Below are 24,716 nucleotides of genomic sequence, written 5' to 3'. Positions count from 1 at the left end.
GCGCAAGGTGGCACCCCCGCTGCGTCCCTGCAACAGCGGAGCGGGGTGGAGGTGTCCGCCGGCTGGGACTATGCTGTGACCCGCCATGCTCCGCACCCTCACCCTTCTGGCGATCCTCGCCGCCACAGGCCCCGCCCTCGCCGACGAGGTCCGCTGCCCGCCCAGCCTGACCGTGCAGGCCCAGCCGGAGGCGCCCGGCGGCTGGTCGCCCTACCCGGCGAAGGACCAGCACGCCTTCGCCGGCATTGCTCTGGTCGAGGGCGACCGGACGGCGCAGATGACGTCTCCCTCCCTGGCCGCCGCCCCGGCGGCGCTGGAACCGGACCGCGGCCTGCGGCGGGGCCGCTCGGAAGTCCGGCAATGGGACTTCCCCGCCGCACGGCGCGACAACGTCTTCCTGATCTGCCGCTACGCCGGGACGCAGGCCACGCTGGCCATCGACCTGCCTCGCACCGTGCGGCGCTGCCAGATCACCGAGGAGACCGACGCGCGCGGCATGGTGCTGGACAAGCCGGCGACGGCGCCGCAGTTCCTCTGCCGCTGATTCTCCGCCAAGTCGAGGTTCGGACGGGCTGGAAATCCATGGCCTCAGCCGCTAGGGTACCCGCCTTGGAACAAGGCCGGAACGGTGTTCCGGGACGATTGGGCCGGGAACAATGGACCCGTGACCAACGGACCGGAAACGACAGGCCGGAAGGATGCCGGGGCGCCCCATGCTGCTGCTCATCGATAACTACGACAGCTTCACCTACAACCTCGTCCATTACCTGGGCGAACTGGGCGCCGAACTGGACGTCCGCCGCAACGACAGCCTGACGGTGGAGGAGGCCATGGCGCTCCGCCCCGAAGGGATCGTGCTGTCGCCCGGCCCCTGCGACCCGGACAAGGCGGGCATCTGCCTGCCGCTGATCGACGCCGCCGCCAAGGCCGGCGTTCCGCTGATGGGCGTGTGCCTGGGCCATCAGGCCATCGGGCAGGCCTTCGGCGGCACGGTGCTGCGCGCGCCGGTGCCGATGCACGGCAAGGTCGACCGCATGTTCCACCAGGGGCGCGGCGTCCTGAAGGACCTGCCCTCGCCCTTCCGGGCCACCCGCTACCATTCGCTGATCGTCGAACGCGCCACCCTGCCCGCCTGCCTGGAGGTGACCGGCGAGACGGAGGACGGCCTGATCATGGCGCTGTCCCACCGCGAGCTGCCGATCCACGGTGTGCAGTTCCACCCGGAAAGCATCGAGAGCGAGCACGGGCACAAGATCCTGGAAAACTTCCTGAACACGACCCGCCGGCTGGAGACCGCCGCATGAGCACGCCGTCCGCGCCGCACGGCGACCTGACCGACATGAAGGCGATCCTCGCCAAGGTCGCCGCCGGCAACGCCCTGAACGAGGCGGAGGCCTCGCTCGCCTTCGACATCATCATGTCGGGCAACGCCACCCCGTCGCAGATGGGCGGCTTCCTGATGGCGTTGCGCGTGCGCGGCGAGACGGTGGACGAGATCACCGGCGCCGCCCGCGTAATGCGCGCCAAGGCGATCCCGGTGGAGGCACCGGACGGCACCATCGACACCTGCGGTACCGGCGGCGACGGCTCGGGCACCTACAACATCTCCACCGCCGCCGCGGTCGTCATCGCGGCCTGCGGCGTGCCGGTGGCCAAGCACGGCAACCGCGCCATGTCGTCCAAGTCGGGCGCCGCCGACGTGCTGGGCGCGCTGGGCGTCAACCTGGACTGCGACATGGGTCTGGTGCGCAAGGCTCTGTGGGACGCGCGCATCGGCTTCCTGATGGCGCCGCGCCACCACCTCGCCATGCGCAACGTCGGCCCGACCCGCGTCGAGCTGGGCACCCGCACCATCTTCAACCTGCTCGGCCCGCTGTCCAACCCGGCCAGCGCCAAGCGCCAGCTTCTCGGCGTCTACGCCCGGCAGTGGGTGGAGCCGCTGGCCCATGTTCTGAAGCGTCTGGGGTCGGAGGCCGCCTGGGTGGTCCATGGCTCCGACGGGCTGGACGAGATCACCACCACCGGCCCGACCACCGTCGCCCAGTTGAAGGACGGCGAGGTCACGGTGTTCGAGATCGAACCGGAGCAGGCCGGCATCTTCCGCGCCCGGCCGGAGCTGCTGAAGGGCGGCGACGCCCATGTGAACGCCGAGGCCATCCGCGCGCTGTTCGACGGGGCGCAGGGCGCCTATCGCGACATCGTGCTGCTGAACGCCGCCGCCGCGCTCCATGTGGCGGGCAAGGCCGGCGACCTGAAGGAGGGTGTCGAGCGGGCCCGCCACGCCATCGACAGCGGTGCCGCCCGCGCCGTGCTCCAGCACCTCGTCTCCATCACCAATTCGTCCATCACCAACGAACCGGTTGCCGCGCCATGAGCGACGTCCTGACCCGCATCTGCGACGACAAGCGCGCGCTGGTCCAAGCCCGCAAGTCCGCCCGCCCGCTGTCCGCGGTGGAGGATGCCGCCCGCGCCGCCGACCCGGCGCGCGGCTTCATCCGTGCGCTGCGCCGCACGGTCGACGGCGGCCGCTACGGCCTGATCGCCGAGATCAAGAAGGCCAGCCCGTCCAAGGGCCTGATCCGCCCGGATTTCGACCCGCCGTCGCTGGCCCGCGCCTACCGCGAGGGCGGCGCCACCTGCCTGTCGGTGCTGACCGACGAGCCTTACTTCCAAGGCTGCGACGACTATCTGCTGGCCGCCCGCGCCGCGGTGGACCTGCCGGTGCTGCGCAAGGACTTCATGGTCGATCCCTACCAGATCGCCGAATCCCGCGCGCTCGGCGCCGACTGCATCCTCATCATCATGGCGGCGCTGAGCGACGCGCAGGCCGCGGAGATCGAGGACGCCGCCATCGCCTGGGGCCTGGACGTGCTGGTCGAGGTGCACAACCGCGAGGAGCTGGACCGCGCGCTGGCGCTGAAGACCCCGCTGCTCGGCGTGAACAACCGGAACCTGAAGACTTTGGCGGTGGACATCGCCACGACCGAGGAACTGGCGGCCCATGTGCCCGCCGACCGGATGCTGGTCGCCGAAAGCGGACTCTACAGCCCGGCGGACCTGTCGCGCATGGCGGCGGTCGGGGCGCGTTGTTTCCTGGTCGGTGAATTGCTGATGCGGCAGGAGGATGTGAGCGCGGCCACCCGCGCCCTGCTCGCCTGACACCAAATAAAAAGCAATGGGGAGGAGCGACGCCGTGCCGAACGTGACCATTGCCCGAGAAAGCCCGCTCCAGGACGAGGTGGTTCAGCTCATCGAAGAGTTGGACCGCTATCTGGGCGACCTCTACCCGGCCGAGAGCAACCATCTGCTCGACCTGCAATCGCTGGCGAAGCCGGACATCCGTTTCCTGGTCGCCCGGCGGTCGGGAACCGTGGTCGGCTGCGGCGCCATGCGCATCGACGCCGACGGCGGCTATGGCGAGGTCAAGCGGATGTTCGTCCAGCCGACCGCGCGCGGCGGCCAGATCGGTCGCCGCCTTCTGGAGCGCATCGAGGACGAGGCGCGCGCCGCCGGTCTGTCGGCGTTGTTGTTGGAAACCGGCGTCTATCAGGACGAAGCCATCGCCCTCTACCGCAAGCAGGGCTTCGCCGACCGCGGCCCGTTCGGCCCCTACGGTCCGGACCCGCTGAGCCTGTTCATGGAGAAACCCCTATGACCGACCAGCCCGCAAGCGGCTTCACCCATTTCGACGCCGAAGGCCTCGCGGTCATGGTGGACGTGTCCGGCAAGGCCGACACGGAGCGCTCGGCGACCGCCCGCGGCTCCGTGCTGATGCAGCCGGAAACGTTGGCGCTCATCCTCCAGGGCGGCGTCAAGAAGGGCGATGTCCTGTCGGTGGCCCGGCTGGCCGGCATCATGGGGGCCAAGCGCACGCCGGACCTGATCCCGCTGTGCCACCCGCTGATGCTGACCTCGGTCAAGGTCGACCTGACCTGCGATCCCGAGCGCAACGCCGTGGACATCACCGCCACCTGCAAGCTGAGGGGCCAGACCGGTGTGGAGATGGAGGCGCTGACCGCCGTGTCGGTCGCCGCGCTCACCGTCTACGACATGTGCAAGGCGGTGGATCGCGGGATGACCATCACCGAGGTGAAGCTGCTGCACAAGGCCGGCGGCAAGAGCGGCGTGTGGGGGAGCGCGGTCTGATGTTGCAGGTTGGTGAAGCCCGCGCCCGCATCCTCGCCGCCTTCACCGCCCTGCCGGCGGAGACGGTGCCGCTGCCCGACGCGCTGGGGCGCGTCCTGGCCGAGCCCGCCGTCGCCCGCCTGACCCAGCCGCCCTTCGCCGCCGCCGCCATGGACGGCTGGGCCGTCCGCGCCGCCGACATCGTCCCGGCGTCGGCTGGTGCGCCGGTCACCCTGCGCCGCATCGGCGAGTCCGCGGCCGGCCACGCCTTCGCCGGAACGGTCGGTGCGGGCGAGGCCGTGCGCATCTTCACCGGCGCCCCCCTGCCCGCCGGCGCCGACGCCGTGGTGATGCAGGAGGATTGCGAGGACACCGGGGACCGGGTGCGCGTCGGGCGCGCCGTCCCCGCGGGGCGCTTCATCCGCCCCGCCGGCCTGGACTTCACCGCGGGAGAGGATCTGCTTCCCAAGGGACGCTTGCTGACCGCCCGCGACGTCGCCCTGGCCGCCGCGGCCAACCTGCCCTGGCTGCGCGTCCACCGCCGCCCGCGGGTCGCCGTGCTCGCCACCGGTGACGAGATCGCCCTGCCCGGCGACCCGCTGGGGCCGAGCCAGATCGTCAGCTCCAACGCGCTCGGCCTGTGCGCCTTGGTCACCAGCCAGGGCGGCGTCGCCCACAATCTCGGCGTGGCCAAGGACGACCCGGAGCATCTCGCCGCCATGGCCGCCGGGGCGGCCGGCTGCGACCTGCTGGTGACCACGGGCGGCGCGTCGCAAGGCGAGCACGACCATGTGCGCGACGTGCTGGGCGGGCTGTCGCTGGATTTCTACCGCGTCGCCATGAAGCCCGGCAAACCGTTGATCTTCGGGACGGCAAACGGCGTGCCTCTGCTCGGCCTGCCCGGCAACCCGGTGTCCACCGGGGTGGCCGCCCTGCTGTTCCTGGTGCCCGTCCTTCGCCGTCTCCAGGGGCTGCCCGCCGAGAACGCCACCCTCGCGGTCCGGCTCGGCGCGCCGCTGAAGGCCAACGACGACCGCACGGACTTCCTGCGCGCCACCCTGTCCCCCGGTCCGGACGGCGAACCGGTCGCCACCCCCTTCCCGCGCCAGGACAGCGCGATGATGTCCCGGCTGGCCCGGGCCGACGCCCTGATCGTCCGCGAGCCGCAGGCAACCGCCGCCGCCGAGGGCGACCGCGTCACGGTGATCCCGTTGAGCGGCGGTGTCCTGTCGCTTTAATCCCTTCCGCACCCGCCAACCCGGTGACGATCCTTTCGGGAGTCCTGTCCGTCGATTTGCGGTTGATTTCGTCCGTAGGGCTTGACGGGGGTTAAGAACCAAACTAGAACAAGATGGAACGTTTTGCTTTTGTTCCATATCTAGTGCGGAACCGGCCGGGAGGCACAAATGCTCACGCGCAAGCAGCATGAATTGCTGCTTTTCATCAACGAGCGGCTCGGGCAGGGCGGTGTGTCCCCTTCCTTCGACGAAATGAAGGACGCTCTCAACCTGAAGTCCAAGTCGGGCATCCACCGCCTGATCACCGGATTGGAGGAGCGCGGCTTCATCCGCCGCCTGCCCCACCGCGCCCGCGCGCTGGAGGTGCTGCGTCTGCCGGAGGGGCTGGAGACCGCCCGCCCGCGGCCGCCGCGCGCCAAGTTCCAGCCCAACGTCATCAAGGGCGACTTCAGCTTCGCGGGGCGGGAGGCGAACCCGGCGTCGGAATTGGTGCAGCTTCCGCTCTACGGCCGCATCGCCGCCGGCACGCCGATCGAGGCGCTGCGCGACGCGTCCGCCTTCGTGGACATTCCCGCCGCCATGCTCGGCATGGGCGACCACTACGCGCTGGAGGTCGCCGGCGATTCGATGGTGGAGGCCGGCATCCTCGACCATGACACGGTGGTCATCCAGCGTTGCGACAGCGCGGATAACGGCTCGATCGTCGTCGCCCTGGTCGATGACGCCGAGGTCACGCTGAAGCGCCTGCGCCGCAAGGGCAACACCGTGGCGCTCGAACCCGCCAACGCCGCCTACGAAACCCGCATCTTCGGCGCCGACCGCGTCCGGGTGCAGGGCCGCCTCGTCGGCTTGGTGCGGAAGTACTGACGGCAGGATGCTCCGGGGCGACGGTTCAGCGCGCCCCGGTCTTTCTATCGGGCAGCTTTCCCCCCATTGTCCAAGGACGGTCGCCGCGCTGGTCGCGCACGCTCTCGACCCGGATTCCCTTGTTCGACAGGTAAAGGGCTTGCGCGCCCTCCCGACGCAGGCGCCAACGGTCGATGACCAGCGGCGCCCGGCACCCGCGCGACGGGCTCGCGGTCACCACCGCATCGGCCACCGCGCAATCCTCGGGCAAGGCGTCCGGCTGGCGCAGCAGCGCCACGGTCTTTCCCTGCGCGCGGTACAGGCATCCCAGAGCGTCGCAGCGCAGCCGCCCGTCCAGGCTGACCCCGGCAAGCGGCCAGACATCCTGACCGGCCGTCTCCTCCGGCTTCTCCATGCCGTCGCGCCGCCTCCACGTGTTGGCGACCCGGCCGTCGCTGGCGGTGGACAGGCTGAGAATCCCCTCAGCACCGCGCACGGCCATCAGTTTTCCGTCCTCCGACACCAGGATGTCGGGTCGCAGCGCGACGGCCGGAGCAACCAGCCCGCCCACCACCGCGACCACCCCCAACCAGCGCCAGCGCCTTGTCCAGATGGCCAGCCACAGCCCGCCCGATGTGATGGCGGCGATGGCCGCGTCCGGCATGGCTGGAAGGAACGCCGTCGCTCCGGGCAGCGCGGCGGTCCGCTCCGCCGTCTCGATGACCAGCCGGACGCCCCAGCTCATCGCCGTCACCGCCGGCCCCTCCAGCCCGAAGGGCAGCAGCAGGTAGGACAGCAGGCTGAAGGGCATGATCCACACCGTCGTGATGGGGATCGCCACCATGTTGGACAGCACGCCGTAAAAGGCGACCTGTTGGAAATGGTAGAGCCCGTAGGGCGTCGTCGCGACCGTCGCCACCACGCTGGAAAAGACGATTCCGCCCAGCGCCATCACCCCCTTGCCGAGCCAGCCCATCTCGCGCCGCCGGCTCACCGCCCAGGGCGTGAAACGTTCGAAGGCGGCGATCAGGGCGACGACCGCCGCGAAGGACATCTGGAAGCTCGGCCCCAGCATCCCCTCCGGGTCGTAGAGGACGGTGACGATGCCGGCAAAGGCGACCAGACGCATGCTGATCGGCGACCGGTCGGCGATCACCGCTCCCATGACGAGGCCGGTCATCAGCACCGACCGCAGCGTCGGCAGTGGCGCCCCCACCAGCAGCGTGTAGAGGATCGCCGACAGGATGCCGGCCAGCGCCGCGATCTTCTTGATCGGCCAGCGCAGCGCGATCCAGGGAACCAGCGCCAACAACGCCCGCACCACCCAGAAGACGATGCCCGCGGCGATGCCCACGTGGAGGCCGGAGATGGACAGAAGGTGGGCCAGACCGCTGTCGCGGAAGGCGTCCATCATCGGTTCGGGAATCGCCGCCGCGTCGCCGTTCAGCAAGGCGGCGGTGACGCTGGCCTCCGCGGAGTTGGCCACGATGGCGCGCACCCGCTCGGCGATGGCGGCGCGCGCGCGCTCGAAGGCCACGGTCACCCGGCGCCAGCCACTGGGCGGCGGCGCCTCCTGAGCGACGGGGGCGCCCATGACGAAGCCGACCGCGCCGAAGCCCTCGAAATAGGCGCGCCGCTGCAGGTCGAAGGCCCCCGGCTCCGCCGGAGCGGCCGGCGGGTGGAGCATGGCGCGCAGCCGGACCACCGTCCCGGCCTCCGGCGGTGCCACCTTGGCCGGCAGATGCAGGCGGACCCGCTCCGGCGTCGCCTCCGGGGCCAGCCGCTCCACCGTCGGCTCCCCGATCATCAGCCGCGTGCCGGTGGGCTGCCGCTCGACCGCCAGCACCCGCCCGGTGACCTGCACCGGCCCAAGCTCGCGCGTCAGCATCGGCGCCATCGCCGCCACGCTGTGGAGTTGCGCCGCGGCGAAGCCCAGAGCGACGCTCAACAGCGCCAGCAGCAGAACCACCGGCGCCAGACGCCGCCGCGCCAGCCAGAGCAGAGGCAGACAACCGACCGCCGCGCCCGGCCCCAGCCAGAGCGGCGGCTCGGCGGGCAGGCCGAAATACAGCGCCACGCCCGCCCCGGTCCCCACCGGCAGCCACAGCGCCCAGCGCTCCCGCTCCGCGGCGAGACACTCCACCGCCGCCGTGGAAAGGCGCGCGCCGACGCCGCGACGGACAGGGGCGGCATCGCCCTCCTCCGCCGCCAAACCTCCGGCTACGCCCTCTTCAACCCCGTGGGCCATACTGTCGCCTATGCGCGCAAGGCAAATGCCTCCGGCGCCGTTAATGTGTTACACCACCGCACCACCGCAGTCGCACCGCAGCAGCCACAGCGCGGCGGCCGCAGCACTGTAGCAGCGCCGAACCTGGAATTGAGCCACCCATGACCGTCGTCACCCGTTTCGCCCCGTCGCCCACCGGCTTTCTCCACATCGGCGGTGCCCGCACCGCGCTGTTCAACTGGCTGTACGCCCGCCGCAACGGCGGCACGTACCTGCTGCGCATCGAGGACACCGACCGCCAGCGCTCGACGGACGCCGCGGTGGACGCCATCCTCGACGGTCTGTCCTGGCTCGGCCTCGACTGGGACGGCGACGCGGTCAGCCAGTTCGCCCGCAAGGACCGCCACGCCGAGGTGGCGCAGCAGATGCTGGCCGCCGGCCGCGCCTATTACTGCTACGCGAGCCCCGAGGAGCTGGAGGAGATGCGCGCCGCCCAGAAGGCCGCTGGCCAGCCGGTGCGCTACGACGGGCGCTGGCGCGACCGCGACCCGTCGGAGGCGCCGGCGGGCGTGAAGCCGGTGATCCGCCTGAAAGCGCCGCAGGAGGGCGAAACGGTCCTGAAGGACCGCGTCCAGGGCGAGGTGACGGTGCAGAACGCCCAGCTCGACGACCTGATCCTGCTGCGCGCCGACGGCACCCCGACCTATCTGCTGGCGGTGGTGGTGGACGACCACGACATGGGCGTGACCCACGTCATCCGCGGCGACGACCATCTGACCAACACCTTCCGCCAGATCCAGATCTTCAACGCCATGGGCTGGGACCTGCCGGAGTTCGGCCACATCCCGCTGATCCACGGTCCGGACGGCGCGAAGCTGTCGAAGCGCCACGGCGCGCTCGGCGTCGACGCCTACCGCGACATGGGTTACCTGCCGGAGGCGATCCGCAACTACCTGCTGCGGCTCGGCTGGGGACACGGCGACGACGAGATCATCTCGACCGAACAGGCCGTGGAGTGGTTCAACCTGGAGGGCATCGGGCGCTCCCCCTCGCGCTTCGATTTCGCCAAGCTGGAGAACCTGAACGCCCATTACATGCGGCAGGCCGACGACGCCCGCCTCGTGGGTCTGGCCGCCCCGCGGCTGGAGGCCGAGCTTGGCCGCGCGCTGACCGAGTTGGAACGCGACCTGCTGACCCGCGCCATGAACGGGCTGAAGCAGCGCGCCCGCACCGTGGTCGATCTCGCCCAGAGCGCCCGCTTCTACCTCGCCGCGCGTCCGCTGGCGATGGACGAGAAGGCCGCGGCGCTGTTGGACGAGAAGGGCCGCGGCGTCCTGACCGACCTCGCCACGCGCTTCGAGGCCGAAGCCGACTTCACCGCCGCCGCCCTCGAAGGGCTGGTGCGCGCCTTCGCCGAGGAGCGGGGCGAGAAGCTGGGCAAGATCGCCCAGCCGCTGCGCGCCGCGCTCACCGGTTCCACCGTGTCGCCGCCCATCTTCGAGGTGGCCGAGATCCTCGGCCGCGCGGAAACGCTGGCCCGGATGAAGGATGCCGCAACTGCAGCACGGGGATAACTTCCGTGCGTTGATATCCGCCCGGCATAGAACTATGCTGCGCGCATTCGAAAAGGGCGTTAAGCCCCAACCCTAAAGATAAGGACGTGCCGAGATGACCCAAACCGCGGACAAGGCCGATACCTTCACCCTGATCGACAACCGGACTGGCAAGCAGGTCAGCCTGCCCGTGATGAAGGGAAGCACGGGTCCGGACGTGATCGACATCCGCAAGCTCTACGCCGAGACCGGTTGTTTCACCTACGATCCGGGTTTCACTTCGACGGGCAGCTGCGAGTCCAAGATCACCTACATCGACGGTGATGAGGGTATCCTGCTGCACCGCGGTTACGCCATCGACGACCTCGCCGAGCACGCGACCTTCCCGGAGGTCTGCTTCCTCCTCCTCAACAACCACCTGCCGAACGCCGCCGAGAAGGAAGAGTTCGAGGGCATCCTGCGCGGCCACTCGATGGTGCACGAGCAGCTGACCCGCTTCTACAGCGGCTTCCGCCGCGACGCCCACCCGATGGCGGTTCTCTGCGGCGTGGTCGGCGCGCTGTCGGCCTTCTACCACGACTCGACGGACATCGAGGACCCGGTGCAGCGCAAGATCGCCGCGCACCGCCTGATCGCCAAGATCCCGGCGATCGCCGCGATGGCCTACAAGTACTCGGTCGGCCAGCCGTTCATGTACCCGCGCAACGACCTGTCCTACGCCGAGAACTTCCTCTACATGACCTTCGGCACGCCGTGCGAGCCGTACAAGGTCAACCCGGTCCTGTCCAAGGCCATGGACAAGATCTTCATCCTGCACGCCGACCACGAGCAGAACGCCTCGACCTCGACCGTCCGTCTGGCCGGTTCGTCGGGCGCCAACCCGTTCGCCTGCATCGCCGCCGGCATCGCCTCGCTGTGGGGTCCGGCCCATGGCGGCGCCAACGAGGCCGTGCTGAAGATGCTTGAGGAGATCGGCTCGGTCGATCGCATCCCGGAGATCGTCCGCCGCGCCAAGGACAAGAACGACAACTTCCGCCTGATGGGCTTCGGCCACCGGGTCTACAAGAACTACGACCCGCGCGCCCAGGTCATGCGCAAGACCTGCCATGAGGTTCTGGCCGAACTGGGCATCAAGGACGAGCCGCTCCTCGACATCGCGATGGAGCTGGAGAAGATCGCCCTCGAGGACCCGTACTTCGTCGAGAAGAAGCTGTACCCGAACGTCGACTTCTACTCGGGCATCATCCTGAAGGCGATGGGCTTCCCGACCAGCATGTTCACCGTGCTGTTCGCCGTGGCGCGCACCGTCGGCTGGATCTCCCAGTGGAAGGAGATGATCGAGGACCCGGTCCAGAAGATCGGCCGTCCGCGTCAGCTCTACACCGGTGCGACCAAGCGGGACTTCATCCCGCTGGCCGAGCGTGGCTAACCGGCCGACAGCACACATCGGGACGGGCGGCTCCGACGGAGCCGCCCGCAGCCCGGCTGCGTTCATCGTTCCGGCGCGGCGGGTCCGTCAGGGCCAGCCCGCCGCGAACGACAACAAGCCGCCGCTCTCGCGGCGGCTTCGCCGCATCGTCTTCTATGCGGTGATTGTGGCGATGATCGCCGCGGTGGTGCTGATCTGACCGTCTAGCCCTGGGTGATCGGGATGTGCGGCCCTTCCGCCGCCACACGCTCCATCCATGTGCGCACCGCCGGATAGCCGGACAGGTCGAACCCACCCTCCTCCGCCACATGCGTGTAGGCATAGAGCGCGATGTCGGCGATGCTGAAGCGATCGCCCACGAAAAAGCGGCGCTCCGCCAGATGCCCCTCCATGACGCCCAGCGCGTCGTAGCCGAGCCGGCGCTTGGTCACCAGCCCCAGCTTGCGCTCCTCCGTCATCTCCACATGGTGCGTGATCCAGAAGCGCACCGTCGCGACGTTCGGTTCGTGGCTGTACTGCTCGAAGAACATCCATTGCAGGACCCGCGCGCGTCCCTCTCGGTCGTCGGGCAGGTAAGGTGTGCCCTCCGCCAGATACCAGAGGATGGCGTTGGATTCCGGCAGATGGCTGCCGTCTTCCAATTGCAGCGTCGGAATGCGGCCGTTCGGATTGCGGGCCAGGAATTCCGGTGTGCGGGTCTCCGCCCGGTCGATGTCCAGCTCGATCCGTTCATAGGCGATGCCCAGCTTGTGCAGCAGAATCCGGCACTTGTAGCCGTTTCCGGAAGACAGGTTGTCGTAAAGGCGCAGCATGGGGGCGTGTCTCCGCTCCAAATCCATCCGATGGCGGATATAAACACGAAACGGAATCAGGCGCCAGCGCGGCCCTGCGGAAGCGGTACGCCGAGCCGCTCCAGCCGCATCCGATCCGTTGCGGCTTCTGCCAGCAGCCAGTGCCGGAAGGCGCGGAGCACGCCGCGCCCGCGCCCTTCAGCCGGGGCGGTCAGCACATAGCGGTCGCCGCAGGACACCGCCGGCCCAAAGGGGACGACGAGCCGTCCGGCCTCCAGGGCCTCCAGCACCAGCGATGGGCGCCCCAGCGCGATCCCCTGCCCGGCCATCGCCGCCTGGATCACCATCACCGATTCCGAAAAGCTCAGGCTGCCTGCTCCATCCAGACTGAGCCCACTGCCAGCGCCCCACAGGCTCCAGTCCGGCGACGCCTGGTAATGCAGCAGCGTCCGGCGGGCCAGGTCGGCCGGACCGGACAGCCGTTCGGCCAGCGACGGCGCACAGACCGGGACCAGCGACTCCTCCGACAGAAGCGCCCCTTCCGGGCCCGGATCGCCGCCGCGCACGTAGCGGATGACGGCCCAGCCGGCCTCGGCTTCCGACACACGGTCGGTGTTGCCACCCTCGATGTCCAGCCGCAGGTCCGTCCGGTGGTCCAGGAAGCGCCCCAGCCGCGGCACCAGCCACAAGGCGGCCCAGGTGCGCGGAGCGGCAACGCGCAGCCGCTCCGGCCCTTGCCCGGCGATGCGGTCCCAGCTCTCCTGAACCCGGCCCAAACCGGCGGTGCAGGCCTGCGCGAGGTCGCGCCCGGCGTCGGTCAGAAGAAGCCCCTGCGGGGTGCGCTCGAACAGACGGACCTTCAGCCGCTTCTCCAGATCGCCCACCTGACGGCTGACCGCGCCGTGGGTCAAGCCAAGCTCGTCGGCGGCGCGGGTCATGCTGCCGTGCCGGGACGCCGCCTCAAAGGCGGCCAGGGCGGTGAAAGGAAGACGCGGCATCGGTGAGACGGCTGGGTTTCGCTGTGAGGATTCCTCACACCCCTGCCCTGCGAAGTCAATTGTGGACCGATGAAGCGGCGGGCAGGCTTGGGGCACGAACAGAACCATCCCGGCGCTTCCCATGACGACCCACTTGGCCATCACCGACGTCTCCGCCCTCGACAATCACCGCCTGCGGGTGGAGCTTGAAACCCTTCTGGAAGACGCTGTGAACAGCGGCGCCTCGGTCGGCTACCACGCCCCGCTGGAACCGCACTGGAGGCGGGCGTTCTGGGACGGGGTGGCCGCCCAGCTTTCCGGTGGCGCGCACCGTCTGCTGATCGCCCGCGGGACGGAGGGAGAGTTGCTGGGAAGCGTTCAGTTGGCGCTCTGCACCAAGCCGAATGGCGCGCACCGCGCCGAGGTGCAGAAGCTGCTCGTCTTCACCCGTCACCGGCGGAACGGAGTCGCGCGGCGGCTGATGGCGGCGGTGGAGGACACGGCCCGCTTATTGGGGCGGTCGCTGCTGGTGCTCGACACGCTGAAGGGCGACCGTGGCGAGCCCTTTTATGAAGCGACGGGCTGGCGGCGCGCCGGGCTGATCCCTGGCTACACCGTGGAAGCGGACGGCGCCTTCCATGACACCGTCCTCTTCTACAAAACGCTGTGAGACCGCTTACTTCGTCTCGATCAGTTCGACCTTGTAGCCGTCCGGGTCCTCGATGAAGGCGATCACGGTGGTGCCGTGCTTCATCGGGCCGGGCGGGCGCGGAATCTTGACGCCTTCCTTGGCGAGCTGCTCGCAGGTGGCATAGATGTCCGGCACGCCCAGCGCGATGTGGCCGTAGGCGGTGCCAATCTCATAGGGCTCCGCCTGGTCCCAGTTGTGGGTCAGTTCCAGGACAGCGGTGTCCTTCTCGTCGCCGTAGCCAACGAAGGCCAGCGTGAAGCGCCCGCCTTCATAGTCGTTGCGGCGCAGCAGCTTCATGCCGAGCAGGCGGGTGTAGAAGTCCAGCGACTTCTCCAGATCATAGACCCGGAGCATCGTGTGCAGCAGGCGGAATTGGCTCATGGTCTCTTCTCCCAAGCGGGTTCTTGCGCTCTAGTCTTTTCCGGATTCGTCCGGCCCGACCGACCGGCGGCAACCTCCAGCACGACCTGGGCGGCGCGTTCGCTGGGTGGCGTTCCGCCCTGCCCCAGCCAGCGCGCCACCTCCGCCACCCCGTCGATCTGCGTCGCGCGGGCGGCGGGATCGTCGAGCAGGCGGCCCAATTCGGACGCCAGCCGGTCGGGACGGCAGTCCTGCTGAAGCAGTTCCGGCACCAGCATGCGGTCGAGCATCAGATTGACCAGATTGACGTATTTGACCCGGATCAGCCGCCGGTACAAGGCCACCGTCACCGGGTTGAGGCGGTAGGCGATCACCGTCGGCAGGCGGGCCAGCGCCAGCTCCAGCGCCACCGTTCCGGATGCCGCCAGCGCGGCCTCCGCCGCCGCGAAGGCGTCGTACTTCGGACCGTCACCTTCGACGAGGATGGTGCGCAGCGGCCAACCCGCCACCTCCGACGCGACGCGGTCGCGCACCGTTGCCACGGTCGGCACAACGGCGACCAGTTCCGGATGAGACGGCAGCAAGCGCTCCAGCGTGGCGCGGAAATCGGGGAGGAGGCGGGACACCTCGCCCTTCCGGCTCCCCGGCAGGACGGCGACGATCCGCGCATCCGGTGCCAGCCCGTGGGCCTCGCGGAAGCGCCGCGCGTCGCCATGCCCGGCGCCGCTCTCCACCACCGAATGGCCGACGAAGGTGCAGGGAAGCCCCTCCTTCTCGAAATAGGGCGGCTCGAAGGGCAGGATGGCCAGCAGGTGATCGTAGATCGCCGCGTATTTGGCGGCGCGCTTCGGCTTCCACGCCCAGACGGTGGGCGCCACGTAATGGATCAGCGGGATGTCCGGCGCCTGAGCCTTGACCCGCTTGGACACCCGCACCGTGAAGCCCGGCGAATCGATGCCCACCACCGCGTCGGGCCGCAGCCGCAGGATCTCGGCGACCGTCTGGTCGATGCGGCGCAGCAGGTTCGGCAGATGGGGCAGCAGCTCGAACACGCCGAACAGGGTCAGCTCGCCCATCGGGAACAGGCTGTCCAGCCCCTCCGCGACCATCTTCTCGCCACCGATGCCGGCGAAGCGCACCCGCCCGCCGGTCAGCCGCTTGCAGGCGGCCATCAGCCGCGCGCCCAGCGCGTCGCCGGAGGGCTCCCCGGCGATCAGGAAAATCAGCGGATCGCTCACGACCGGGTCTCCGACACAACGGTGATGCCGACGACGAAGAGACCCAGCCGGTCGGCGGTCTCGGCCACCGCGGCGCGGTCCACCAGCAGGCTGCCGCCCGCCTCGACCGCGATGCCGCGCAGACCGGCACGGGCGGCGTTCTCCACGGTCGTCACCCCCATGGTGGGCAGGTCGAGGCGGCGGTCCTGCTGCGGCTTCTTCACCTTGACCAGAACGCCGCCCGCCCCGGGGCGCGCCAGCCCGGCGCAGCGGGCCAGCATCGCGTCGGTTCCCTCGATGGCTTCCACGGCGAGCACAAGCCCCTGCTGAACCACGGCCCCCTGTCCGACGTCGAGCGCGCCGAGCGCGCGGGCGACCTCGACGGCGCGGGCGATGTCGCGCTCCGCCTCGGCGTCCGGCCGCAGCCGGCCCACCGGCCCGGACGGGGTCAGAATCTCGCCAAGCAGGTCGTGCAGACCGACGACGCGGAACCCCTCCCCTTCGAGTTCACGCGCGACGGAGCGCAGCAGCCCGTCGTCGCCGAGCGCGCGGGTGCCGACCTTGGCGAGGAACTTGGTGGTGTACCAGTCGGGCAGCAGTTCGGTGAAGGACGGCCGGCGCACCGGACCGGCGAAGACCAACTCCGTCACCTTTTCCTTCTTCAACCGGTCGATGATGCTGCCGGCGGCGCCGAAGCGGCTCCACAGATGGGGAAGGCCTGCGACGGTGGCGGGGTCGGTGTGGCCGTCGAAGGCCACGACAAAGACCTCGCGCCCCTGGCCGCGCACCGCGGCGGCGATGCGGGCCGGCAGGGTGCCGCCACCCGCCAGGATGCCGAGCTTGGGAAGAGGCTGCGACATGGCCAGGACTCTCCCAGGAATCAGAACATAAAAAGAGGAGCGTGAAGGCCCCTCAGCCCTCGCGCGGCTGGCAGAGCGACCGCGAGGCGCGCGCGAAGGTCAGCACGTCGGCGACCAACGTCTGCTGCCCCATGTCGCGCCCGACCTCTTCCATGCGCTCGGCGAAGGTGCCCTCGTTGCCGAAGAGCAGGCGATAAGCGGCGCGCAGGGCGTGGATCTCGTCCTTCTGGAAGCCGCGACGCTCCAGCCCGACGAGGTTCAGGCCGGCCAGACGGGCGCGGTCGCCCATGACGAGGCCGTAAGGGATCACGTCCTTCTCCACGCCGGACATGCCGCCGATCATGGCGTGCGAGCCGATGCGGACGAACTGGCGGACCGCCGACAGACCGCCGATGGTCACGAAGTCGCCCAGATGGACGTGGCCGGCCAGCGTGGCGTTGTTCGCCAGAACCGCGTTGTTGCCGACGACGCAGTCGTGGGCGATGTGAACACCGACCATGAACAGGCCGTTGTCGCCGACCCGCGTGACCATGCCGCCGCCCTCGGTGCCGGGGCTCATGGTGACATGCTCGCGGATCTGGTTGTTGCGCCCGATGATCAGCTCGGACGGCTCGCCCTTGAACTTCAGGTCCTGCGGGCGGTGGCCGATGGACGCGAACGGGTAGATGACCGAGTCTCCGCCGATGAGCGTGCGGCCCTCGACCACCACGTGGGAGGTCAGGCGCACGCGGTCGCCGAGTTGGACATCCGGCCCGACCACGCAGAAGGGACCGATGGAAACGTCTTCGCCCAGCTTGGCGGCCGGATCGACGACCGCCGTCGGGTGAATGGAAACGCTCATTTCTCGTCCAGGATCATGGCGGAATAGACGGCTTCGGCGACCAGGACACCGTTGACCTTGGCCTCGCCCTTGAACTTCCACACGTTGGCGCGCTGGCGCTGCTTGCTCACATGGATGTGGATGGTGTCGCCGGGGGTGACCGGGCGACGGAAGCGCGCCTCGTCCACGGTCATGAAGTAGACCAGCTTGCCCTCGGACTCCTTGCCCAGCGTGGCGACCACCAGCACGGCGGAGGTCTGCGCCATCGCCTCGATGATCATCACGCCCGGCATCACCGGCCGCGATGGGAAGTGCCCCTGGAAGAACGGCTCGTTGATGGTGACGTTCTTCACGCCGGTGGCGCTTTCGCCCAGAGTGATGTCGATCACCCGGTCGATCATCAGAATCGGATAGCGATGCGGGATCATTTCCATGATCCGCATGATGTCGAGGTCGGCTATCTTCTTGTTGTCCGCCGTCACATCCATGGTCCGGCCGCCCGCCTTTCAAAATCCACGAGAACGCCCTGCGCCGCGCCTGCGGCGGCACGGGACGTCGCCCCTTGTGCCCCATTTCCAAGGATTTGGCAATCCCGACGCCGACGGCTTTCCGGCTCCGCCCTTCGCGCAAACAAAAAGCCGCCACGCCTCCCTGCGGAAGCGTGGCGGCTCGTTCCGACGCGCCTTACTGCTTGGGAACGGTCAGCGCGACCTGGGGCAGCTTCTTGTTCACCCGCTCCAGCACCACGTCGGTGACGTCGAGCTGGGTGTCGACCAGGACGAACTGCTGGCGGGCGAGAACCAGGTTGGCGCCGCGCTCGCGCGCGACATCGGCCACGATCTCCACCATGTTCTTGTGGACGACGGCCATCGCCTCGTTCAGCGCGTTCTCCAGGGCGCGCTTGCGGCTCTGCACCGTCTTCTGGACCTCGCCGACCTGCTTCTCGAAGTCGCGGCGCTTGGTGGCCAGCGCGTCCGGGGCCAGCACGGTCTGCTGCTTGCGCAGTTCCTCTTCGGACTTGCGAAGCTTGTCCTCCAGCGAGGCGATTTCCTTCTGGTAGGTCTCGCGCAGCGATTCGAAGGACTTCGAGACGCCCTTGGAGGCGTTCGACTCCTGCATGATCTTCTGCACGTCGACCACCGCGATGACCGGCGCCTTGAGGTTGTCGGTCGGCTTGTCTTCGGCGAAGGACGGCGTCGCCATCGCGACGCCCGCCATCACCGCACCGGCGGCGACCAGCGCCCTGAGCTTGCTGAACTGCATGTTAGAACCTGGTTCCAAAGCTGAAGCGGAAGATCTCTTTCTTGTCGTAATCTTCCTTGATAATCGGGACCGCAAAGTCAAGGCGGATCGGCCCGAAGGGCGAGCGCCAGGACAGGCCGGTGCCGACCGACAGGCGGACCGATTCGTCGTCGGGGACGAGCGGGTCATTGATGTCGACCTTGCCCAGCGTGCCGACGTCGGAGAAGGCGTGGCCCTTCAGCCCGAATTCCTCGGGCAGGCCGACCGGGAAGCTCATCTCCACCGAACCGCGGTAGTAGCGGGTGCCGCCCAGGGCGTCACCGGTGCGCAGGTCGCGCGGGCCGATGCCGGCGGTGTTGAAGCCGCGCAGCGTGTCGCCGCCCAGGAAGAAGCGGTCGGACAGGAAGACGTCCTTGCCGATGCCGACGATGTAGCCGACCTCGCCCGTGGTGCTGAGCACCCAGCTGTCGTCGAACAGCGGCAGGTAATAGCCGCCGGCGAGACGGTTGCGCAGGAAGCGGGCGTTGCCGCCCACGCCGGCGAAATCGTTCGTCAGGCGGATGTAGTAGCCTTCCGTCGGGTTCAAACGGCTGTTGCGGCGGTCGTAGGTCAGCTCCTGGCCGATCAGCGACGTCGTGCGCGCGCCCTTCTGGTCCTGGATGTAGCGGGACGCCGAGCTGGGAACGCTGGTGATGTCGGTGTTCTGCAGCTGGTAGTAGACGCGCTGGCGCAGGTTCTCGGTCAGCGGATAGCCCATGCGCAGGGCCATGCCGGTGCTCTTCTCGTCGAAGGAGCTTTCGTCCTGGTAGTCGCGGGTGATGCGGAACAGGTCGAAACCGGCCGAGAGGTCCCGGTCGAGGAAGTACGGCTCGGTGAAGGAGACGTCGTATTCCTGGCGGCTGCCCGACACGGTGGCGCCGAAGCGCAGGTCCTGGCCGCGGCCCAACAGGTTGCGCTCGCGGATCGAGAAGTCGGCCAGCGGACCGTCGGAGGTCGAGTAGCCGGCACCGATGGAAATTTCACCGGTCGACTGCTCGGTCACCTCGACGTTCATCACGGTGCGGTCGGGCGCCGAGCCCTCCGCGGTGGTGATGTTGACGCGCTCGAAATAGCCGAGATCCTTGATGCGCTGTTCGGAGCGGCGCAGCTTGGTCGTGCTGAACGGGTCGCCTTCGGACAGCAGCATCTCGCGCCGGACCACCTTGTCCAGCGTGCGGACGTTGCCGGTGACGTCGATGCGCTCCACGAAGACGCGCGGCCCCTCGACGATGTCGTAGACGATGTCGATGGTCTGGTTCTCGCGGTTGCGCGAGATGCGCGGACGGACGTCCACGAAGGCGTACTGCAGGTCGCCGACCGCGTTGGACAGCTTGGTGATGGTGTTCTCCACCTCCTGCGCGTTGTACCAGTCGCCTTCGCGCGTGCTCAGCACGCTGCGCAGCTGCTCCGGGTCCAACGCCTTCAGCGAGGTGCTGATGTCCATCTTGCCGAACTTATAGCGCTCGCCCTCGTCCACCGTGAAGGTGATGACGAAGTCCTCGCGGTCCGGCGTCAGCTCCGCCACGGCCGAGACGACGCGGAAATCGGCGTAGCCTTCCTTGAGGTAGTAGCGGCGCAGCAGGTCGCGGTCGTAGTTCAGGCGGTCGGGATCGTAGTTGTCGTCCGACGTCATGAAGCGCCACCAGGCGCTTTCCCGCGTCTGGATCGCCTCGCGCAGCGTCCCGTCGGAGAACTTCTCGTTGCCGATGAAGGTGATGCTGCGCACGCCGGTGCGCACACCCTCGTTGATCTCGAACACCAGATCGACGCGGTTCTGGTCAAGCTGGATGATCTTCGGCTCGACGGTCGCGGCGAAGCGGCCCTGGCGGCGGTAGATGTCCAGGATGCGCTGCACATCGCTCTGGACGCGCGTGCGGGTGTAAACGACGCGGGGACGGAGCTGGATTTCCTTCTCCAGGTTCTCCCTCTCGATGCGCCGGTTCCCCTCGAAGGCGATGCGGTTGATGATCGGGTTTTCCGCCACCTGCACCACCAGCGCGTCGCCGTCGCGCTTCAGCACGACGTCGGCGAACAGGCCCGTGTTGAACAGGGCCTTCAGCGACTGGTCGATGCGGTCGGGATCGAAGGGATCGCCGGGCGCCACCGCGAGGTAGGAGCGGACCGTCGTCGGCTCGATGCGCTGGACGCCCTCCACCCGGATGTCCCGGATGGTGCCGCCCGAGAACATCTGCGCCACCAGCGTCCCATCGCCGAAGGCGGCGGATTTCGCCGCCCCCGGATTGGGCGCGCCCGCCTGGGCCCAGGCTGCGTGGGAAAGGGCAAGAGAAACCGTCGTCATGGCGCAACCGGCCATCAGGCCGAACGCCAGAACCCTGCTCGACACCCGCAAAGCTCGCTCCCTGGCTTTGGGGGCATCCCTCAGGAAATCAGCCCCCTAAAGAAATCCACCACGCGAAGCTGAACGAGATCGTTCCACGTGGCGAAAACCATGAGCGTTAATACCAAAGCAAGCCCGATGCGGAAACCGTATTCTTGCGCTTTAGGTCCGAGAGGACGCCCACGGAGTCCTTCAAGGGCGTAGAACATCAGATGGCCGCCGTCAAGCAGCGGAACCGGAAACAAATTGATCATGCCGAGGTTCACCGACAGGAAGGTCATGAACCAGATCAGCGGGTACCAGCCGGATTGCGCGACCTCGCCGGACATCTGGGCGATGCGCAGCGGCCCGCCCAGCTCCTCGGTGCCGCGCGATCCCTCGATCATCTGGCCGAGCGCCACGAAGGTGCCGGACACCATGCCGACAACCTCCCGGCCCGCCTGCCACAGGGCGGTCAGCGGGTCGTGGCGCTTCGTTTCCGCCCCGCCGCGCATGATTCCGAGCTGGCCGATGCGGTGCGTGTTGCCGAGTCGGTCGGTGACTTCGCGCACGTCCGGAGTCGCCGTCAGATTGACCGAACGCCCGTCGCGCTGCACGACCATCTCCAGCGGCGCGCCCGGCTGCATGGAGACGATCTGGCGGATTTCCTCGAATCGCTGGATGCCGCTGCCGTTGATGGAAACGATCAGGTCGCCCGGCTGCAGCCCGGCGCGCTCCGCGGCGCTGTCCGGCTGCACGCCGCCGACGTCCGGCGGGGTGAAGGACTGGCCGGCGGTGGCGAACAGAATGGTCAGGGCGACGATGGCGAACAGGAAATTCGCGATGGGACCCGCCGCCACAATGGCCGCCCGCTGGCCGAGCCGCTTGTGGTGGAAGGAGACCGCCTGCTCCTCGGCGCTCATGCTCTGCGTGTGAGCGCCCGGCGTGCTCGCCGGGTCGGCGTCGCCGAACATCTTCACGTAGCCGCCGAGCGGGATGGCGCTGAACTTCCAGCGCGTGCCGGAGCGGTCGGTCCAGCCGAACAGCTCGGGGCCGAAGCCGATGGAGAAAACCTCGATGCGCACACCGTTGCGGCGCGCCACGAGGTAGTGGCCGAGTTCGTGCACAAACACGAGCACGGTGAGGACCAGCAGAAAAGACAGAAGCGTGGTCCCGAAGCCGCCCATGACGTCCATCACATCCTTTGCATCCCGGAGCAGCCCCGTCGCGGTCCGCGTCCGGAAAAAGACTCTAGCGTGCCAGCGCCTCGACCCGGTCCGCCGCGACGCGGCGCGCCTCGGCGTCGGTGTCGCGCACCGCGCCCAGGTCGCGGAGCGGCCGGTGCGGCAGTGTGCCCAACACCCCCTCGACGATCCGTTCGATGTCGAGAAAGCCGATCCGGCGGTCGAGGAACGCCTGCACAGCCACCTCGTTGGCGGCACTGAGAATAGTAGGAGCGCCCCCACCGCTTTGCAAGGCGGCCCGGGCGAGCCTCAGGGCCGGGAATCGCTCGGGGTCCGGGGCCTCGAAAGTCAGGGTGGCGGCCTTGACGAGGTCCAGCCGCTCGGCGGGCGTCGGGATGCGCGCCGGCCAGCCGAGCGCGTAGGCGATCGGCGTGCGCATGTCCGGCGTGCCGAGCTGCGCCAGGACCGAGCCGTCCACATACTCGACCAGCGAATGCACGACCGATTGGGGATGGACCAGCACGTCGATCTTCACCTCGGGAATCCCGAAGAGGAAATGCGCCTCGATGATCTCCAGCCCCTTGTTCATCATGGTGGCGCTGTCGATGGAGATCTTGGCGCCCATCTCCCAGGTCGGATGGGCCACCGCCTGCTCGCGCGTCGCCGCGGCCATGAAGGCGCGGTCCCTGGTCCGGAAGGGGCCGCCGGACGCCGTCAGGATCAGGCGCTGCACACTGTCCAGACGGTCGAAATCGAAGACCTGGTAGATCGCCGAATGCTCGCTGTCGACCGGCAGCAGGTTGGCGCCGTGGCGGCGCACCTCCTCCATCATCAGGGCGCCGGCGCAGACCAGAACCTCCTTGTTGGCGAAGGCGACGCAGGCGCCGCGGCGCACGGCGGCCAGCGTGGGCTCCAACCCGGCGGCGCCGACGATGGCGGCCATCACCCAGTCGGCGGGGCGCTCCGCGGCCTCGGCCACCGCCTGCGGCCCGGCGGCCGCCTCGACCCCGGTGCCGGCCAGCGCCGCCTTGAGGTCGGCGTAGGCGGCGGGGTCGGCGACCACGGCCAGTCTGGGGCGGAGTTGCCGCGCCTGCTCGGCGAGGAGGGCGACGTTGCGGTTGGCGGTCAGTGCCTCCACCGGGAAGCGCTCCGGATCGCGGGCGACGAGGTCCACCGTCTGCGTGCCGACCGATCCGGTCGACCCGAAGATCGTCACGCGGCGCGGCGCGTCCACCGCCCCTTCAGCCTTCACAACCATAACCCCGTCACCACCATGCGATTGCCGTGCCGATGGTCGCGTGGAACAGGGCCAGCACCGGAGCCGCGCTGAGCAGCCCGTCGATGCGGTCCAGGATTCCCCCGTGACCAGGAATGAGATGGCCGCTGTCCTTCACGTTGTAACGGCGTTTGACCGCGGATTCGAAGAGGTCGCCCGCTTGCGCCACCACGGCGAGGACGGCGCCCACCGCAAGAGCCAGCAACGGCCGTTGCGCGCCCGCGGCCAGAGCCACCCCCCACCCCACCAGGGCGGAGGAGGCCATGCCGCCGATCAGGCCGGCCCAGGTCTTCTTGGGACTGATGCGCGGGGCCAGCTTTGGCCCGCCGATGCTGCGGCCGGCGGCGTAGGCGCCGATGTCGGTCGCCCAGACGCCGAGCATGGTGAAGAGGAACAGGGCGAGGCCGGAGTCCGGATCGTCGCGCAGCCACATCAGGCCGGCCAGACCGGCGACGATGTAGAGGAGACCGCCGCCGGACAGGCCGCGGTCCGGTCCGCCCGACGCCAGCGCGACGCCGGCGGTGGCCAGGATGGCGACGACGACGGCCGCCCAGGGCCCGGCGGCGATCTGCGCGGCCAGCGCCAGCAGGACGCCGGCCACCGATAACGCGATGGCGGCACCCTTGCGACGGCAGGGGACGAGGTTGCCCCACTCCACGGCGGAGGCCACGGCGCCGAGCGCGATCAGGGCGTAAAACACCCAGCCGCCGGCCCAGACCGCGGCGAGGACGAGCGGGGCCAGAACGAGCGCCGAGATGGCGCGCGTCTTCAGGTCGCCGGATTTAGCGGGTGCCGGTGGTTGCGCCGAAGCGACGTTCCCGTCGGTGGAACTCTTCAATCGCCGCCTCCAGGTCGCGCTTGGAAAAGTCAGGCCAGAGCGTGTCCACGAAGACCAGCTCGGCATACGCCGCCTGCCAGAGCAGGAAGTTGCTGATGCGCTTTTCGCCGCTGGTGCGGACGATCAGGTCGGGGTCCGGGATGTCGGCGGTGAACAGGCGCTCGGACAGCCGATCCTCGGTGATGTCCGCGGGGTCGAGCGTCCCCGCCCTCACCTCCTCGGCCAGACGCCGAGCCGCCAGCGTGATCTCCTGGCGGGAGCCGTAGCTCAACGCCACCACGAGGGTCAGCTTGCGGTTGTCGCGCGTGAGGGCCTCGGCGTTGTCGATCAGGCCGACGATGTCCTTGGACAGGCGGGCCCGGTCGCCGATGACGCGCAGGCGCACGCCGTTGCGGTGGAGGTCGGCAATCTCGCTGCGCAGGTAGAAGCGCAGGAGCTGCATGAGGTCGGACACCTCCTCCTCCGGCCGACGCCAGTTCTCGGACGAGAAACTGAAGATCGTCAGATAGCCGATCCCCAGCTCGCCCGCGGCTTCGACCGTCCGGCGGACGGCGTCCACGCCCTTTTTATGGCCGGCGGTGCGGGGCAGCCCTCTGGACTTCGCCCAGCGCCCGTTGCCGTCCATGATCACGGCCACGTGCGCGGGCGGGCGCAGGGGGCGGCTGTCTTCCGCGTCGCGCATGCCG

At 69.1% G+C, this 24,716-nt stretch carries 26 protein-coding genes; 12 read left to right on the top strand and 14 right to left on the bottom strand.

Annotated features, from left to right (window positions below; genetic code table 11):
- Positions 1-85: 85 nt before the first annotated feature.
- From ACWPN5_RS06495 to lexA, 8 genes are all read left to right on the top strand, one after another.
- Positions 86-544 carry an STY0301 family protein gene (locus tag ACWPN5_RS06495; protein ID WP_492294889.1) on the top strand — a complete coding sequence of 153 codons (459 nt, stop codon included), beginning with the start codon at positions 86-88 and terminating at the stop codon, positions 542-544.
- 169 nt (positions 545-713) lie between these two features.
- A complete protein-coding gene (locus tag ACWPN5_RS06490; protein WP_035673146.1) occupies positions 714-1,304 on the top strand; it encodes an anthranilate synthase component II in 591 nt (196 codons plus the stop codon).
- Positions 1,301-2,374, top strand: coding sequence for an anthranilate phosphoribosyltransferase (trpD, locus tag ACWPN5_RS06485; RefSeq protein WP_492294886.1), 1,074 nt, complete (start codon positions 1,301-1,303; stop codon positions 2,372-2,374). Before ACWPN5_RS06490 ends, trpD begins: the two co-directional genes overlap by 4 nt.
- Positions 2,371-3,159 carry an indole-3-glycerol phosphate synthase TrpC gene (gene trpC, locus ACWPN5_RS06480; RefSeq protein WP_492294884.1) on the top strand — a complete coding sequence of 263 codons (789 nt, stop codon included), beginning with the start codon at positions 2,371-2,373 and terminating at the stop codon, positions 3,157-3,159. Before trpD ends, trpC begins: the two co-directional genes overlap by 4 nt.
- Before the next feature lie 34 nt (positions 3,160-3,193).
- Positions 3,194-3,655 (top strand): GNAT family N-acetyltransferase, encoded by a 462-nt coding sequence (locus tag ACWPN5_RS06475; RefSeq protein WP_145685140.1) that lies wholly within the window; start codon positions 3,194-3,196, stop codon positions 3,653-3,655.
- Complete coding sequence (gene moaC / locus ACWPN5_RS06470; RefSeq protein ID WP_492294882.1) at positions 3,652-4,146, top strand: cyclic pyranopterin monophosphate synthase MoaC; 495 nt, start codon at positions 3,652-3,654, stop codon at positions 4,144-4,146. The genes ACWPN5_RS06475 and moaC overlap by 4 nt, the downstream gene beginning before the upstream one ends.
- Entirely contained in the window at positions 4,146-5,363 is a 1,218-nt protein-coding gene (locus tag ACWPN5_RS06465) for a molybdopterin molybdotransferase MoeA (protein ID WP_492294880.1), read from the top strand. The genes moaC and ACWPN5_RS06465 overlap by 1 nt, the downstream gene beginning before the upstream one ends.
- Positions 5,364-5,531: 168 nt before the next feature.
- Positions 5,532-6,230, top strand: a complete 699-nt coding sequence (lexA, locus tag ACWPN5_RS06460) for a transcriptional repressor LexA (RefSeq protein ID WP_492294878.1) — start codon at positions 5,532-5,534, stop codon at positions 6,228-6,230.
- Positions 6,231-6,255: 25 nt separating this feature from the next.
- On the opposite strand, the gene ACWPN5_RS06455 is transcribed toward lexA, so the two are convergent.
- Positions 6,256-8,457, bottom strand: coding sequence for a ComEC/Rec2 family competence protein (locus ACWPN5_RS06455; protein WP_492294876.1), 2,202 nt, complete (start codon positions 8,455-8,457; stop codon positions 6,256-6,258).
- Between the two features lie 140 nt (positions 8,458-8,597).
- Here ACWPN5_RS06455 and gltX point away from each other — a divergent pair, with 140 nt between their 5' ends.
- The 3 genes from gltX (at position 8,598) to ACWPN5_RS06440 (ending at position 11,617) form a co-directional block, all read left to right on the top strand.
- Entirely contained in the window at positions 8,598-10,010 is a 1,413-nt protein-coding gene (gene gltX / locus ACWPN5_RS06450) for a glutamate--tRNA ligase (RefSeq protein ID WP_492294874.1), read from the top strand.
- 94 nt (positions 10,011-10,104) lie between these two features.
- The gene (gene gltA, locus ACWPN5_RS06445; protein WP_059398731.1) at positions 10,105-11,418 is read left to right on the top strand and encodes a citrate synthase; all 1,314 of its coding nucleotides are present in this window, start codon (positions 10,105-10,107) and stop codon (positions 11,416-11,418) included.
- A complete protein-coding gene (locus ACWPN5_RS06440; protein ID WP_014240168.1) occupies positions 11,411-11,617 on the top strand; it encodes a hypothetical protein in 207 nt (68 codons plus the stop codon). Before gltA ends, ACWPN5_RS06440 begins: the two co-directional genes overlap by 8 nt.
- Positions 11,618-11,621: 4 nt before the next feature.
- Here the strand turns inward: ACWPN5_RS06440 and ACWPN5_RS06435 are convergent, their stop codons facing one another.
- On the bottom strand, positions 11,622-12,230 hold the full coding sequence (locus tag ACWPN5_RS06435; RefSeq protein ID WP_492294872.1) for a glutathione S-transferase family protein: 609 nt from the start codon (positions 12,228-12,230) through the stop codon (positions 11,622-11,624).
- A gap of 56 nt (positions 12,231-12,286) precedes the next feature.
- Positions 12,287-13,207: a LysR substrate-binding domain-containing protein gene (locus tag ACWPN5_RS06430; protein ID WP_492294870.1), complete on the bottom strand. Its 921-nt coding sequence runs from the start codon at positions 13,205-13,207 to the stop codon at positions 12,287-12,289.
- Positions 13,208-13,328: 121 nt separating this feature from the next.
- Between ACWPN5_RS06430 and ACWPN5_RS06425 the strand changes: the two genes are divergently transcribed.
- Entirely contained in the window at positions 13,329-13,856 is a 528-nt protein-coding gene (locus tag ACWPN5_RS06425; RefSeq protein WP_492294868.1) for a GNAT family N-acetyltransferase, read from the top strand.
- A 6-nt stretch (positions 13,857-13,862) separates the two neighbouring features.
- On the opposite strand, the gene gloA is transcribed toward ACWPN5_RS06425, so the two are convergent.
- The 11 genes from gloA to ACWPN5_RS06370 all read right to left on the bottom strand — a co-directional run bounded on the left by gloA (position 13,863) and on the right by ACWPN5_RS06370 (position 24,712).
- Positions 13,863-14,258, bottom strand: coding sequence for a lactoylglutathione lyase (gene gloA / locus ACWPN5_RS06420; RefSeq protein ID WP_094305990.1), 396 nt, complete (start codon positions 14,256-14,258; stop codon positions 13,863-13,865).
- A complete protein-coding gene (lpxB, locus tag ACWPN5_RS06415; protein ID WP_145685058.1) occupies positions 14,255-15,475 on the bottom strand; it encodes a lipid-A-disaccharide synthase in 1,221 nt (406 codons plus the stop codon). Before lpxB ends, gloA begins: the two co-directional genes overlap by 4 nt.
- Positions 15,472-16,314, bottom strand: coding sequence for an LpxI family protein (locus ACWPN5_RS06410; RefSeq protein WP_200477634.1), 843 nt, complete (start codon positions 16,312-16,314; stop codon positions 15,472-15,474). Before ACWPN5_RS06410 ends, lpxB begins: the two co-directional genes overlap by 4 nt.
- A 52-nt stretch (positions 16,315-16,366) precedes the next feature.
- The gene (lpxA, locus tag ACWPN5_RS06405) at positions 16,367-17,155 is read right to left on the bottom strand and encodes an acyl-ACP--UDP-N-acetylglucosamine O-acyltransferase (RefSeq protein ID WP_145685033.1); all 789 of its coding nucleotides are present in this window, start codon (positions 17,153-17,155) and stop codon (positions 16,367-16,369) included.
- A complete protein-coding gene (gene fabZ / locus ACWPN5_RS06400) occupies positions 17,152-17,622 on the bottom strand; it encodes a 3-hydroxyacyl-ACP dehydratase FabZ (RefSeq protein WP_014240160.1) in 471 nt (156 codons plus the stop codon). The genes lpxA and fabZ overlap by 4 nt, the downstream gene beginning before the upstream one ends.
- A 196-nt stretch (positions 17,623-17,818) precedes the next feature.
- The gene (locus ACWPN5_RS06395; protein WP_145685021.1) at positions 17,819-18,397 is read right to left on the bottom strand and encodes an OmpH/Skp family outer membrane protein; all 579 of its coding nucleotides are present in this window, start codon (positions 18,395-18,397) and stop codon (positions 17,819-17,821) included.
- Between the two features lies 1 nt (position 18,398).
- Positions 18,399-20,765 carry an outer membrane protein assembly factor BamA gene (gene bamA, locus ACWPN5_RS06390; protein ID WP_145678213.1) on the bottom strand — a complete coding sequence of 789 codons (2,367 nt, stop codon included), beginning with the start codon at positions 20,763-20,765 and terminating at the stop codon, positions 18,399-18,401.
- Between the two features lie 29 nt (positions 20,766-20,794).
- The gene (gene rseP, locus ACWPN5_RS06385) at positions 20,795-21,928 is read right to left on the bottom strand and encodes an RIP metalloprotease RseP (RefSeq protein ID WP_145685007.1); all 1,134 of its coding nucleotides are present in this window, start codon (positions 21,926-21,928) and stop codon (positions 20,795-20,797) included.
- 55 nt (positions 21,929-21,983) lie between these two features.
- Positions 21,984-23,174: a 1-deoxy-D-xylulose-5-phosphate reductoisomerase gene (locus ACWPN5_RS06380; RefSeq protein WP_492294863.1), complete on the bottom strand. Its 1,191-nt coding sequence runs from the start codon at positions 23,172-23,174 to the stop codon at positions 21,984-21,986.
- A 7-nt stretch (positions 23,175-23,181) separates the two neighbouring features.
- Positions 23,182-24,030: a phosphatidate cytidylyltransferase gene (locus ACWPN5_RS06375; protein ID WP_492294861.1), complete on the bottom strand. Its 849-nt coding sequence runs from the start codon at positions 24,028-24,030 to the stop codon at positions 23,182-23,184.
- Positions 23,975-24,712, bottom strand: a complete 738-nt coding sequence (locus tag ACWPN5_RS06370; protein ID WP_145678216.1) for an isoprenyl transferase — start codon at positions 24,710-24,712, stop codon at positions 23,975-23,977. Before ACWPN5_RS06370 ends, ACWPN5_RS06375 begins: the two co-directional genes overlap by 56 nt.
- Between the last annotated feature and the right edge of the window lie 4 nt (positions 24,713-24,716).

Source organism: Azospirillum sp. UENF 211521 (genome assembly GCF_058780535.1).
The sequence above is the reverse complement of the archived record's forward strand: the minus strand, read 5'-3'. Positions and strand labels throughout refer to the sequence as shown.